Genomic DNA, 14,319 nt, shown 5'->3' on the forward strand with positions numbered 1-14,319 from the left:
CAAAAGCAATTTCAAAATTGTGTATAAAACCCTTAAAAATCGTCCTTTCCTAGTATCACATCAACTAGGTGCAATCTCCTATCATCTTTTGACTTCTTCAGCCGAAGGGTAGGTTTTACAATCAACAAACCTCCCTAACTTTCCAACCTATTCAGGCTAAACCCAAACCATTCCAGGTAATAGAAAATAAAGGATTGATCATGAATATCGTTAATTTTGACCTAAGTTCAGCCCTCACGGACAATATATTACTGATCATTGATTCATCCGTTCCGAATATCCCCCAATTATTAGACGCAATGGGTGAAGATGTTGATTTTATTATCCTCTCAAAAAATGAAGATGGAATTCAACAAATTACCAATATTTTATCAGGCTATAAAAATTTAAAAGCTGTTCATCTGCTCACCCATGGAAGTTCAGGAACACTGCATTTAGGGAATACGACCTTAAACGCCAATAATATTGAAAAATATGCACCCCAACTGAAAACTTGGCGACAAACTTTTACAGAAAATACCGATGTTTTAATCTATAGTTGTGAACTCGCATCGGATAACGGTGGGTTTCTGTCTCGTCTTCATAACTATCTAGGAGTTAACCTAGCGGCTTCGCGTCAAAAAGTTGGTTATACTCCCTTGGGGGGAAGTTGGAACCTAGATGTCATCTTAGGAAAAATTACCACGCCATTTCCGTTTGATCAAGAAAAAATTACTGCTTATCCAGCAATATTAGGGACTTATAACGTCAGTACCGTTGATGAGCTAAAAACAGCCATTAACACGGCTAACACCACAGTAGAAGACGATGTTATTAATTTAACAAAAGGAGTCTACAGCTTAACAACGGTTGATAACAACACCTCCGATGGTTTTGCTAGTGATGCTAACGGTTTACCCACTCCTACGGATATAACCGTTGGTGGAAAACTGACCCTGAACGGGAATGGGGCTATTATTGAACGAAGCACCACAGCACCTGCTTTCCGTTTCTTTTATGTTCCCTCCAATAGTGACCTCACCCTAAATAACCTCAGCTTCAGTAATGGGGAAGCAGACGAACGGGGAGGAGCAATTTATGTTAGTAGTAGTCTAGGCAACCTTACGGTTAATAATAGTACCTTTACCAATAACAAAGTCACAGGCGAGGGAGGATATGGCGGTGGGGCAATTTTTATTTACTACAGCAGTACCGCTACGATTAATAATAGTACCTTTTCGGGTAACAGTGTAGAAGATAGTGGCGGTGCTATTCATAATATTGGCAACTTATCCATTACTAATAGTACCTTTACGAACAACAAAGCCGATACTAATACCAGTAATAATAACTCTTTTGATAGTGGTGGAGCAATTTTTCAAAATACTGGAACAGCTACCCTTAAAAACACACTAATTGCCGGAAATCAAGACTTATCAACAGATATTAAAACTCCCGATATAGCCGGAGGAACTTGGACAGATGGGGGTGGAAATTTAATCGGAGATAATAGCAGTGTTGAAACCACATTTCCAACCAGTAGCTTAGTGGGAACAGCCACCAATCCTTTAGATGCTAAATTAGGCCCTTTACAAGATAATGGCGGATTAAGTTTTACCCATGCTTTATTAGCAGGAAGCCCAGGGATTGATACAGGAAATAATACCAATGCGACCGGATTAACAACCGACCAACGAGGCGTTGGATTTGACCGAATTATTAATAATACTGTTGATATTGGTGCGTTTGAATATGTCGCCCCCGAAATAGAAGTCTTAGACGGAACTAGCAATATTATTGATGGAACCTCAACAGCTATTAATTTTGGTCAGACATCCCTGGGAGGAAGTCTTACTAAAACCTTCACGATTAAAAATACCGGATTAGGGGATTTACTATTAACTAATCCGATAACTTTTACCGGAATAGGTATCACCGGATTAGGAAATTTTACCCCCACTACACTTGCTCCTAATGGGAGTACAACTGTTGATATTACCCTCACACCTAATCAAATCGGAACACTACAAGGAGAATTATCTTTTAGTAATAATGATGGAGACGAAAACCCGTTTAACTTTCCTTTTTCATTGATTGCTTCTGCGGTAGAAATTAGTAAAGTTCAAGCTCCTCCTGCGATTACCTTAAAAGCGGGAGATAACCTTGATTTTGTGGTGACATTTACTCAACCTGTCACGATTAATAAAGGCACAGGAAATGTTAATATTCCCGTTACCTTAGATACAGGCGGAATTGTTAATGCGACTTTATTAGGGACAGGAGCAGCGAATACTCAGCATATTTTTCGTTACAATATTGGTTTAGGAAAAGAGGATAATAATGGCCCCGTTACAGGAACAGCGTTAACCTTAACGGGGGATGCAACTGTTAAAGATAGTGGGGGAAATAACGTTAATTTAACCCTCAATAATGTGACGGATACCACAGCCATTAAGGTAGATGCAGTCACACCAACAGTTAGTAGCATTATTCGTCAAACTCCAATAACAGAAATTACCAATGAGAATACTGTTGTTTATCAAGTTAATTTTAGTGAAGGGGTGAAAGATTTAGACATTAGTGATTTTATCATCACCCCAATAGGAACAGTAAACGGTACAATTGCCAGTGTTTCTGCGGTAACGGGAAATAGTGTTAATGTCACTGTCAATAATATTAGTGGAAGCGGAACATTACGACTGGATACCTCAGCGACTCCGACAATTAAAGATATTGCTGGAAACGCCTTAACAACAGCCTTTAATACAGGTGAAACTTATACAGTTGACGGAATTCAACCAACAGTTAGTAGCATTATTCGTCAAACTCCGCTCACAGAAATTACCAATGGAAATACTGTTGTTTATCAAGTTAATTTTAGTGAAGGGGTGAAAGATTTAGACATTAGTGATTTTATCATCGCCCCAACAGGAACAGTAAACGGTACAATTGCCAGTGTTTCTGCGGTAACGGGAAATAGTGTTAATGTCACCGTCAATAATATTAGTGGAAACGGAACATTACGACTGGATACCTCAGCAACTCCGACAATTAAAGATATTGCTGGAAATGCTTTAACAACAGCCTTTAATACGGGTGAAACTTATACAGTTGAGGTTATAACGCCAGCACCAACACCAACGCCCACACCAACGTTAGAACCTAGTCCNAGTCCAACGCCAACGCCAACACCGACAATAGCACCTAGTCCCACACCCACGCCGATTCCCCAAACTGGAGAAGAAATTATAAACTTTCTTACAGGGTTAACTCCTGAACAGTTTGCGGCGGTGACTCCCACGCAGTGGACAAGCTTCCTGCAAATTTTAAGTCCTGAAGAGTTAAAAACCTTAACCCAAACTTTAACGCCCCAACAATGGCAAGCCCTAACTCCTGAACAATGGCAAGCGTTTACCCAAAATACAACACCTCAACAGTTACAGGTATTTATTCCTGCTTTAGGCCCTGAACAGTTGCAAGCAGTCACACCCCAACAATGGTCAGAAGTTACCCAAGGTTTAACTCAAGAACAACTACAAACCTTTTTCCCTTGGCTAGTGGCAGTTCCTCCTTCAACACCGATTCCAACACCCTCACCGATTTTAGCCCCGACCCCAACGCCAGCACCAACGTTAGAACCGAGTCCCACACCATTATCTCCTGGTGATACCACTCCTCCGACAGTTACCCTTGAGCAAAATCGTCCCCCTTCTGACAATGCTGTTTACTTGAAGGTGACATTTAGTGAATCTGTTAAGGGGTTTGAAGCGAATGATCTCCTGTTAGGGGGAACTGCAAGGCCCAAAACCGCAACCATTAGAGGTAGTGGCAGCATCTATGAGGTAGCGGTTGAGGGAATGACCGCATTTGGGACTGTTTCGGTTACACTTCCAGCCAATACTGTTACCGATGAAGCGGGCAATTTTAACCAACAGAATACCGTCATTGATCAACTGACTAACTTTAGCCCACCATACAAGCCAGAAACTCTAAATTTCCTTCAAGGTGTTGCTACCGCCAAGGCCATTACTCTAAAACAACTAACCCCAACACCAGTGGCTTTAGCAGCAAATAACACTGACGATCCCGTCAAGACACTTGGAGCAGTTGTATCTGCATTCAACCGTGTTGATCTTTCTGCTCAGGCATTTAATAATAATATCTTTGGAAACACAATAACAGGAGCAGGAAATTCATCTAATGTTGAAAACGTATTCCAATTAATGAGTTTTCAAGCACTTGGTGTGATAGATCGATTAGGTCAGTCGCGTTTTAACAGTTTACTTTTTTTACGTCGAGCTAGAGAATTTAGCTACAAAAGGCAAATCCGATACTTTCGGAGCAGATTAGGTGACATGGTTCGTGATAAGTTGACGGGTAGCAGGTTTATGGGGCCTGGTGGCACAATTGTCCGCAGTTTGTTCAATAGAGAGCGTCAGGGCATGGAATATCAAGAAAACTTAATCGCACCTCAATATGATGTGATATCTTTTGTTGATGATCTTGCATCTGAGAATTTTAATTCTATCCCCCTGTTAGATCCAGGAGACGATACATTTTCTCAGCATTATTATGTATTGAATTCCAATGGTAGTATTGTACTGCCTCTGGAAGTTCCCCAGAAATTGAGTATTTCTGAACAACCGATTAACGCCAACGCGACGAATCAGGAAATATTTGAACATTTCAATCGAGAAAGCTTTGAAGTTTCTGTCCCTGAAAAGATTGGTGGTGCAATGTTGACGGAAAATAATCGCACCTTGCAAAATTTACAAACAGATCTTCAAGAAACTCTAGGAACTGAATCTCCTGAACTCAATCAATTGGCTCAACAAATTTTAACTCGGTTTGATGCCAATACCCCATGGGATTTCTCTATGCTTGCTCCTTTCTCCGAATTTCCAGGGGGTTTGCCGAGTAGTGACCCAATTCTGATGCAAGCCAATGTAGCTTTGTCACAGCAAACAGGAATCGGAAATCAACAAATTAGCTTGATTGATAGTACGGATTTGCCTAATTCTATTATTCAACTCCAAAATATTAATGTTGCTTTATTAAGGGGGGAAATGCAACTCTTGGGGGATGCCGGAAAAAATATTGTTGTGGGAGATAAACTAGCCCAAACCATTGCATTAGGTCAAGGGGATGATGAAGGTCATGGCGGTGCTGCTGGAGATATTCTATATGGTGGAAAAGATGATGATTTGCTATTTGGAAATCAAGAAAATGATAACTTGTTTGGAGATTTAGGAAATGATAATCTTTATGGTGGACAAGGGTATGATGTCTTAGATGGAGGAGAAGGGGATGATCACCTATTTGGAGATTTAGGAAATGATATTTTAATCGGAGGTAAAGGACGCGATCGCTTTTATATTGGAGCGAATCAAGGAGTAGATATCATTAATGATTTTACTCTGGGTGAAGATCAGATTCAGTTAATAGGCGGATTAATCTTTGAAGAGTTGCAAATCACAACAGTTAGTGGCAATACAATCATTAAACTTGCCAATACGGGAGAGGAACTTGTTAAACTGTTGGGTTTTGATAGTACCTTAATTAATTCCTCAGAATTTATCGCTTGATAGCAGTTAGCCAGAAAGGGAGGTATAGCAGTCTTTGTCAAACACACTGTTTAACAAAGACTGATGCAGCAAATATAGACAGTAAAGCGTTTTTTTCCCAGTTAATATGAAATCCCATTATAGATGCTACAGATGTTCCCCTCTAACCCCCTGTAGAGACTAGCCATGCTTAGTCTCTACAGGGGGGGAATTTGTAGCAAACATTAAGGGATGGAATATAAGCTGTTAAACTTTTCCCGGCTATACAACTGATTTAAGCTTGCTATATTTGCAATTTAAACTGTTTCCTCAATTAATCCAGGAGGAGGAGTAATTTCAATCCGTTTTTGTTCTAAATCCACAACCGGAACGATTTCTTTTACAAAGGGAATCAAAACAGTAGGTAGAAGTTTGGGTTTACGTTTCTTTTTAGTTTTACGGTGAATCTGTTCGGGGAGGGGGTCAGCAACAAGAGTGTCTTGGGTTGGGGTTGGGGAATGTAACTCCACTTCTAGTAAATCATTTCCGGCCGAAATCACATCTATGATTTTTCCAATCACTTCTGCTTTTCTTTGGTCGAATACTTCCAACCCAATCAAATCTAAAACATAAAATTCATCTGCTTCTAAATAGGGCCGATCTTGGTCAGTAACCAACAACGGACAGCCTTGTAACGCTTCCGCCTGACTCCGATCTTCAATTCCCTCGATTTCAACGACATAAATCCCCTTACTGGGCATTAAATAGCCCCCCAAAAATTCCACAGGTTCAGGTTCTGTTTGTCCAGGTTGTAATAACCAGCGCTGACCCGGTTCGATAAACCGTTCAGGAAAATCCGAATTTGGATAAACCCGCACTTCACCCGTTAACCCGTGAGCCGCAACAATAGTCCCGATCTCGATCCACTCAGACATGATACTATTTTTTAATTCTTGCTGTTCTTTGATAATTTGATCTTGGGGATTTCCAATATGAATTTTCTCGATTATATCACGATTATCGATAGTTTGGCAATGCTCGATCGGCCAACTTCTAATATCAAGCGGTAAGCTCCCCCCTTGATTTAGACAAACATTACAAGTTTTAGAAGATCAGAATTCTTTGTTTAATAGAATGGTCGATAATATATCTAGCAGATTTATTGAGCCAATCTCTAACTTTAGCGTTACGGTTGATAGCTAATCTAGCTTGACGCTCCCTAGTGCCTTTGATTTTTTGCCAATCTTTGATAGACTGCACCAAGAGCATTTTCTTTATTGAACCATCTTCAAGGGGAATCAACTCCCCTGCGTCGTGTTTACTCTGTTTTCTGAAGAGGCGCTGAGTTTCTAAACTCCCATCCTGATCTTATGAAAAACAAACACAAATTTGCGATCGCCTCCACCTTTTGTCTATTTTGGACACAGGCGATGCTTACACCCAAGTCATTCGTTCAACGCAGCCGGATTGCTGCTGTCACTATTTTACTATTTTTTACGGCTTTATCCGCCGAGTCCTTTGCCTTTCCCTTGGCTCAAAATCCCCCTTTATCAGAACCATCTTTACAGGAAAAAGACATTCAAGATCTGGTTGAAACTCAAGTTGATAATACCTTCCGTCGTCATCTAGGGCTATTAAGTTTAATTTTACTCTTTTTGCTGCTTTTGAATACGATCGCGGCTTGTGGAGTTTGGTTTTTACTCAAAAAATTAGCTCAACAAACGGCATCCGCAGAACAAGAAATCGAAAGTTTAAAAGCGGATACCCTCACCGAGATGGAACGGGTACTCACAGAAGCTAGACAAATTTTATATCAATTGCAAAATAAAAATGATTTAGCTCATGAAACGTTACAAACCCTCACAACTCAAGCTCCTTTACAAGTAATTGAAGCGGTTTGGGTAGAACATCCTCCCAAAACGGGAGTACCGACTGTGATTCAAACCGAATCTATTCCCGAAGTTGCTGTATTATTACCTCAAAGTAATGGCATATCGACGGCTTCTGAAACCTTAATTCCAGCGAATCATTCCGAGGAAATTTTAATCCCGGTTATATTTTCATCTTCCCCAGAAACAGAAAAGTCTGGGGAAATTATACAGCCAACTGCTAACAGTCAAGACTCCGTTGAAGCTTCTGTTTCTGACAGTGAAGAACAACTCAAACAAGCTGTTAATTTGGCAAAAACAGGAGATAAACTCTTTTTAGAAGGGGATTTAGAAACGGCGATTCAAACCTATAATGAAGCGTTAAAGTTTAAACCGGATTTAGCTGAAGTTTGGAATAATCGAGGTGTGGCGTTAACGCGATTACAACGTTATCATGAAGCGATCGCATCCTATGAAAGAGCCATCCAATTGCGAGATCATTATGCTGATGCTTGGAATAATCGCGGGGTGGCTTTAGGAAAACTCAATCATTATGATGCCGCTATTTTATCCTATCAACGGGCGATTGAATTTAAACCGAATTATATGGATGCCTGGAATAATCAAGGCTTTGCTTTGGCAAAAATTCAAAAATACGATCAGGCGATTTCATCCTATAATCAAGCTGCGAAAATTCGCCCTGATTTTTATCGAATCTGGTATAATAAAGCCCGTTGTTATGCGATTCAGGGACAAGTTGAGTTAGCGCTAGAAAATTTAAAACGGGCAATCAGATTGAATGCTGAGGCTTGTAAAAAGTTAGTTAAACGTGAAGCTGATTTTGATTCCATTCGACAGGATGAAAAATTCCAAAAGTTAAATTTTGACTCATAATATTTGAAGTTACATGAATATACCTGAATTAATTGTTGTGCTATTTTCCGCTTATTTCGGTTTTTTTTATAGTCCTTACCTTGAGTTTAAATCAAATTCTTTTAAGGGCTTAATTGAAAAAAATATAAATCCTATTTCTTTAAATTATAGGGTTAAATTTGCCAAACTACAAGCCTCTTCCCGCAGCGATCGCATTTTAGTTAGAGAGTTAATTGAAAATGAAGTTTCTCGCAGTATTAGGCGAGTTAATCCCTTATTAACCACTTGGATTTTAGTGGCTGTTCTAGTTCCGACTGCCAGCGTTTTGAATATTTTAATTTTGTTTTTTAAAGTTACTCAAAATAGTCGCAGATTTTCCCAAAGTTTAGATTCCCTCAAGGATGATTTTATCCCTGAATTTTATGCTCGTATTGCAGAAGCTCAAGACATTGTTTATGATCTGCAAGATTCTCTCCAAGTCACGGAAGAAACCCTGCAAGGAATACAAGATAAGTTAGACTCCCTTTCCACCCAAGATGATGATTTAGAAGAATATACTGTAGAAGATGATAAACACAGACTCAGAAATCGACGGGTGATAGCATCCAAAAGTTAAATTTCTATGTTTCAAAGGTCTTAGTAAAACTAAACATATTTTTACATGAGTTCAATGAGTTAAGTTTTAGTAAAATCAGCGATCACTCAATCCCAGAAGCTATAAATTTTGGGCGATCAGGAAATTATGGAAAAGAGGAACATTAGTAAAAGTAAATTAATTATAAAGAAGTTCGTAGCTATTGTTGAGCATGATACAATTTTCTATATTCTGCATATATAGCAGAAAAACATATCTGGCTAACTCAGGAAAAAACTAATGATGACCACAGAACGTTTAAAAAAATTTACAATTTTGCATTCAAATGATATGCACGGAGACTTTCTCGCAGAAGCGAAAAGTGGAGAAGGTAATCTAATTGGGGGATTATCCTTGCTTTCTGGATATATCAATAAAGTCCGTCAAGAAGAGAAAAATGTGCTTTATACGATTTCTGGAGATATGCTCCAAGGGTCGATGATTGATACGGAATTTAAGGGACTTTCAACGATAGAAATTATGAACTACCTAGCGCCAAATGTAGTGACGCTGGGTAATCATGAATTGGATTATGGATTCCCGCATTTATTGTTTCTGGAAAAGATGGCAAATTTTCCAATCGTTAATGCTAACTTGTATATTAAAAAGTATGGCAAACGATTGATGAACCCCTATATAATCCTGAATGTAGATGGATTTGATGTCATGTTCATCGGCATCGTAACGGAAGAAGTTTTAAAAGCTTTAAAACTAGACACAAGTATTAGTACATTTGTGGGTTTGGAAGATGCCGCAGCCGAAGTTGGTAAAATTTGTAATACTTACAAAAGTGAAGATATTGACCTCACAATTCTCCTGACCCACATTGGTTTTGAAGAAGATAAAAAACTAGCGGCAATGCTAGATCCGGCATGGGGTGTAGATATGATCATTGGCGGACACTCCCATACCGTTTTAGAACAACCAGCGCAAGTTAACAACATTTTGATCGCACAAGCAGCAGTTGGATCAGATCAAATTGGACGTTTCGATATTTTAGTTGATGATGATACCAACAGCATTGTGGAATGGAAGTGGGAACTGGTTCCTATCAATAGCACAGTTGCAGAGCCGGATACGGTTTTGGAAAACTTTATTGCAACTTATAAGGAAGAAGTTGATCGCAAATATAACCGAATTATTTGTCGATTGTCACGTCAACTGATTCATCCTTGCCGTGAAGCCGAAACTGCATTGGGTAACTTAATCACCGATGTTTTAGCCCAAACCGATTTGATTGATGTTGTTTTGATCGGAAGTGGTTCGATCCGGGGAACAGAATTAGGGCCTTTGGTCACATTAGGCGATTTGAAAAAAACTTATCCTTATGATGAGTCCCTTTATAAAGTGAAAATTACTGGGCTACAGATGAAAAAAATCTTTAGCTACTTTATGAGACCAGAGAACAGAATTCCGGGTGAAGGAAATTGTTTCCAGGTAAACAAAGGCATTCAGGCAATTTACAATGAGGCTGAGAAAAAACTAGAGTCTTTAAGCATTAATGGAAACCCTGTACAAGACGATGCACAATATACCCTTTGTCTCCAGGAATATCATTACAAAAATTCAGTGATCAGTCTCAATATGACACCTGACGAATTAGGGACTCCCAAGGTGGTGACCACATCTGCTCAACAAGTTCTGGAAGAATATCTAAGTTCTCATCAACTTCTTGATAACGAAGTTGAAGGAAGATTAGTCTACCAATAGGTGAGTTTGATAGAGTGCGATCGCTCTTTTAGGGGGTTTTGAGGAACAATCAGATCAAAACCCCAGGGAGTATCTAGGCGATCGCATCTCATTAGGCCTAGCTGACCCTAACTCCAGATCGGATAATTTTTATATTATAATATCCTATAATCAGCCCAATCGAAAATATCTACCTATGCGTTTTATTAGTGTTAAAACCGATTTTGGGTTCAAAAAAGTCTTTGCTTCTCCCCAGAGCAAAAATGTCCTGATCAGCTTCCTTAATGCTATGATCTATGACGGACAACCAACTATTGAAGACTTAGAAATTATTGATCCTTATGCGTCGGGAAGTGTTACGGGATTAAAAGATAGTTATCTGGATGTTAAAGCTAAAATTACTGGGAATAAAACAGTAATTATTGAAATGCAGGTGATTAATGTTCCTGCTTTTAGCAAGCGAGTTATTTATAATGCGGCTAAAACCTACGCTACTCAACTCAAACCCAGAGAGGGATATTCTAAGTTAAATCCCCTAATTGCATTAACAATTACCGACTTTATTTTATTTAAAAATAACGATAATTTTCTCTCCCATTTTATATTCCAAGAAATAGAAAATAAGTTCGAGTATCCTGAACGAGAAATCGAGTTAATTTTTGTAGAATTGCCTAAATTTAATCAAGAATTAGAACAACTGGAAAATCTTTCTCAAAGCTGGGCTTATTTTATTAAAAATGTTTCTCAACTGGAACAAATTCCAGAGGAATTGTCATCGATTGTCGAAATTCAAACGGCTTTTGAACTGGCAAATCGAGCCAATTTAACCCTAGACGAATTAGAAAAACTAGAAAAACGCGAAATGTTTTTTGAAGACCAACGCGGGGCTGTTCTTAAAGGCATAGAAGATGGCAGAATCTTAGGAATTAAGCAAGGAATTAAGCAAGGAATTATCGAAGGTAAATTATCATTAATTCTGCGAATAATTTCTCGATTATTGGGTGAAATTTCATCAGAAACTCAAACCCGTATCCAACAGTTAAACTCTGAACAATTAGAGAATTTAGGAGAAGCTGTTTTAGACTTTAAAACAGTAGAAGATTTGTTAGTTTGGCTATCAACTGCATCGGAATTATAACAGTTAACCCGATAGGAAAAAACCGATAGCCTGTAGCAATTCCCATCCTCAACTACTCCACAGGCTCAATACCAGCAGCACGAAGTTGAGCGATTAATTTCTCAGCCCGTTGACGTTCTTGCTCGGCTCGTTGACGCTCCTGCTCGGCTCGTTGACGCTCCTGTTCAACCCGTTGACGTTCTTGCTCAACTCGTTCAGCACCCCACAATAGCAAATTCCCCTGTTCATCCCACCAACGCAGCCAGTAACCTGAACGGTTTTCGCGGGTTCCTTGCCATACTCCTAAAAAAAGCTGTATTTGATCTATCCAAAACCAGCCTTGTTCATTAGCAGACTCCAGCCGATAGCGTTGGTTATCGTCCAAACGGTAGAGTTCTAAAATTCCAGTTTGGAGGTCAAAAATTCCATAATTGGGAACTTTCAAAATCTGTTCATAGAAGAAGAATTTTCCCGGAGGATAGGTTTCTTTAACGGAATATTCTCCTCCGTCAGTATGGGATAAAAACTCTAGCACCAGGGCTGGAATATTCCCCTGCAAATGGGGGGTATAACTACGAAAAACTTCTTCTCGACTAACAGTAATAGGGTGAATATAAGCCCAATCTGGAGCTTTTATCGCTAATTTACCATTGATAGTCGCACAAATCCCATAGTTTGTGGGAGTAAGGGCGGTTTCCGGTAGTTTTCCAGCAAGTTGTAAACCTTCGGTTAAGGCCGCAGCGAGGGCTGGTTGATTAATATTATCCACAGGGTCATCAGGGAGCACAAAATCATCTGGCAACTTTTCCCAAGTAATAGTGTAGTTAGGGGAGGTAGCTAACATGATTATCCGTGCAAGGGTAGTTAATTTTTATTATTATATCAATTAACGGCTTAACTGTCAACAAATTCCTCCCTATTGTCTCCAGGAAAAACAACATCTTCGTACAGCAAAGAAATAGGACAATAGAAATTAACGCTGGTTAAGTGAACTTCCAAATCTGTCTCGTTGGTAGCAGTTTCTTCCGGGGAATAAGCAGTGAGTTCCCATTTTTCTTTCTCATTGAGTCGATAACAATCTACGCTCATTGTTTCTGCTTCAATCAAAACATATTCTTTTAAAGTGTCAATGCGACGATAATTCCTAAATTTTTTGCCCTGATCAATATGTTCTGTACCGGGTGACAATACTTCTACAATTAGACAAGGATGATAGACAACCTGGCGAGCCGTTTGATCTCGACTTTCACAAGTGACCATGACATCGGGATAGTGAAAGGGGCCATTTTTTGAAACTCCCACTTTAGCATCTGCCATGAAGACTTTACACCCCTTACCGCGTAGGTGATTTTTGAGCGCGGAAGCGAGGTTTAAGGCAATAGAGTTATGGGAAAGAGTTCCCCCGGTCATGGCAAAGACTTGCCCATTCATGTATTCATATTTAAGGGGTTGTTGTTCTTCCCATTCCAGGTACTCCTGGGGAGTCATTAGTTGGGGCTGGGGATGAGCGATCATCAGGTATTTATCCTTTAAATTTGACTTCTGCTATTAAGTTGTAGATAACTTAGGTGGCTGACGCCACCCAACATTTAGATATATTTTTTTAAAAATAGTTCTAACTGTTGCAGTCGGTCTGGGGGAATTTGATTGAAGGGGGTTAAGATGGCATATTTTAACGCGGAATGAGCTTCTGATGGGGGTAAATTATCCTTTAAGCGACGCACGGTTTCTTGAATCACTTTTTGAGCATTAACGGCATTTTTATGTAAATTTTGAATGATCATTTCTACACTGACATGATCATGATCGGGATGCCAACAATCATAATCGGTAACTAAGGCTAAAGTGGTATAAGCAATTTCCGCTTCTCTGGCTAATTTTGCTTCGGTTAAATTCGTCATTCCGATAATTGTTCCGCCCCAACTGCGATATAAATTAGATTCGGCTTTTGTAGAAAAAGCTGGCCCCTCCATACAGATATAAGTTCCCGATAAATGATAATCAATATCGGGTAAATTTAAGGCTGAAATGGCTTCTCCCAAAACTTTTGATAATTCAGAACAAAAGGGATCACCAAAGGTAATATGAGCCACAACACCCTCACCAAAAAAGGTAGAAACCCGTTGACGAGTTCGATCAATAAATTGATCAGGAACTACTAAATCTAAGGGTTTGACATCTTCTTTTAAAGATCCAACAGCCGAAGCCGAAATAATATACTCTACCCCTAAACTTTTAAGCGCGTAAATATTAGCCCGATAGGGTAATTCGGTGGGTAAAAATTTATGAGTTCGTCCATGTCGGGCGAGGAATGCGACTCGCATTCCTTCTAATGTTCCCACTAAAATCGCGTCGGAAGGATGACCATAAGGAGTATCAAGGCGAACTTCTTCCACATCAGTAAACGCCTCCATCTTATATAATCCACTTCCGCCAATAATCCCTATTTTAACCTCGCTCATGCTTTTTTCCTTGACCAAGTTGTACTTAGGTATTGTACCGAAAATTTACCTAGATTGACTCACGAAAGATATTAATTTTTCCCTAGGGTTAGGATAACAGCCCTTGTCAGATGTCCCCTTCTTCGTTAAGCTATTAATCAGTCATCAGTCATCA

General features: G+C 39.4%; 9 protein-coding genes. 5 read left to right on the forward strand and 4 right to left on the reverse strand.

Features of this window, described 5'->3' with window-relative positions:
* Positions 1-200 precede the first annotated feature (200 nt).
* Positions 201-5,564, forward strand: coding sequence for a DUF4347 domain-containing protein (locus tag PL8927_RS28310; RefSeq protein ID WP_083616952.1), 5,364 nt, complete (start codon positions 201-203; stop codon positions 5,562-5,564).
* Between the two features lie 275 nt (positions 5,565-5,839).
* On the opposite strand, the gene rimM is transcribed toward PL8927_RS28310, so the two are convergent.
* Positions 5,840-6,457: a ribosome maturation factor RimM gene (gene rimM / locus PL8927_RS01770; protein ID WP_083616954.1), complete on the reverse strand. Its 618-nt coding sequence runs from the start codon at positions 6,455-6,457 to the stop codon at positions 5,840-5,842.
* Between the two features lie 435 nt (positions 6,458-6,892).
* On the opposite strand from rimM, the gene PL8927_RS01775 reads away from it, so the two are divergent.
* The 4 genes from PL8927_RS01775 (at position 6,893) to PL8927_RS01790 (ending at position 11,724) form a co-directional block, all read left to right on the forward strand.
* On the forward strand, positions 6,893-8,284 hold the full coding sequence (locus PL8927_RS01775; RefSeq protein WP_231505883.1) for a tetratricopeptide repeat protein: 1,392 nt from the start codon (positions 6,893-6,895) through the stop codon (positions 8,282-8,284).
* A 13-nt stretch (positions 8,285-8,297) separates the two neighbouring features.
* Positions 8,298-8,879, forward strand: a complete 582-nt coding sequence (locus tag PL8927_RS01780) for a hypothetical protein (protein ID WP_083616955.1) — start codon at positions 8,298-8,300, stop codon at positions 8,877-8,879.
* Positions 8,880-9,137: 258 nt separating this feature from the next.
* Positions 9,138-10,607: a bifunctional metallophosphatase/5'-nucleotidase gene (locus tag PL8927_RS01785; RefSeq protein ID WP_083616957.1), complete on the forward strand. Its 1,470-nt coding sequence runs from the start codon at positions 9,138-9,140 to the stop codon at positions 10,605-10,607.
* A 175-nt stretch (positions 10,608-10,782) separates the two neighbouring features.
* Positions 10,783-11,724: an Rpn family recombination-promoting nuclease/putative transposase gene (locus PL8927_RS01790; protein WP_083616959.1), complete on the forward strand. Its 942-nt coding sequence runs from the start codon at positions 10,783-10,785 to the stop codon at positions 11,722-11,724.
* Positions 11,725-11,776: 52 nt separating this feature from the next.
* Here PL8927_RS01790 and PL8927_RS01795 read toward each other — a convergent pair whose 3' ends face one another.
* The 3 genes from PL8927_RS01795 to PL8927_RS01805 all read right to left on the reverse strand — a co-directional run bounded on the left by PL8927_RS01795 (position 11,777) and on the right by PL8927_RS01805 (position 14,165).
* A complete protein-coding gene (locus tag PL8927_RS01795) occupies positions 11,777-12,547 on the reverse strand; it encodes a Uma2 family endonuclease (RefSeq protein WP_083616960.1) in 771 nt (256 codons plus the stop codon).
* A gap of 50 nt (positions 12,548-12,597) precedes the next feature.
* Positions 12,598-13,218, reverse strand: a complete 621-nt coding sequence (locus PL8927_RS01800) for a Uma2 family endonuclease (RefSeq protein WP_083616962.1) — start codon at positions 13,216-13,218, stop codon at positions 12,598-12,600.
* Between the two features lie 74 nt (positions 13,219-13,292).
* Entirely contained in the window at positions 13,293-14,165 is an 873-nt protein-coding gene (locus PL8927_RS01805; protein WP_083616964.1) for an S-methyl-5'-thioadenosine phosphorylase, read from the reverse strand.
* Positions 14,166-14,319: the final 154 nt, after the last annotated feature.

The sequence above is a fragment of the Planktothrix serta PCC 8927 genome, from assembly GCF_900010725.2.
In the GTDB taxonomy this organism is placed as follows: domain Bacteria; phylum Cyanobacteriota; class Cyanobacteriia; order Cyanobacteriales; family Microcoleaceae; genus Planktothrix; species Planktothrix serta.

Coding starts and splice junctions, on each gene's coding strand:
- PL8927_RS01800 (WP_083616962.1), bottom strand. CDS start 13,218: ATGATCGCTCATCCCCAGCCCCAACTAATGACTCCCCAGGAGTACCTG.
- rimM (WP_083616954.1), bottom strand. CDS start 6,457: ATGTCTGAGTGGATCGAGATCGGGACTATTGTTGCGGCTCACGGGTTA.
- PL8927_RS01785 (WP_083616957.1), top strand. CDS start 9,138: ATGATGACCACAGAACGTTTAAAAAAATTTACAATTTTGCATTCAAAT.
- PL8927_RS01795 (WP_083616960.1), bottom strand. CDS start 12,547: ATGTTAGCTACCTCCCCTAACTACACTATTACTTGGGAAAAGTTGCCA.
- PL8927_RS01790 (WP_083616959.1), top strand. CDS start 10,783: ATGCGTTTTATTAGTGTTAAAACCGATTTTGGGTTCAAAAAAGTCTTT.
- PL8927_RS01780 (WP_083616955.1), top strand. CDS start 8,298: ATGAATATACCTGAATTAATTGTTGTGCTATTTTCCGCTTATTTCGGT.
- PL8927_RS01805 (WP_083616964.1), bottom strand. CDS start 14,165: ATGAGCGAGGTTAAAATAGGGATTATTGGCGGAAGTGGATTATATAAG.
- PL8927_RS01775 (WP_231505883.1), top strand. CDS start 6,893: ATGAAAAACAAACACAAATTTGCGATCGCCTCCACCTTTTGTCTATTT.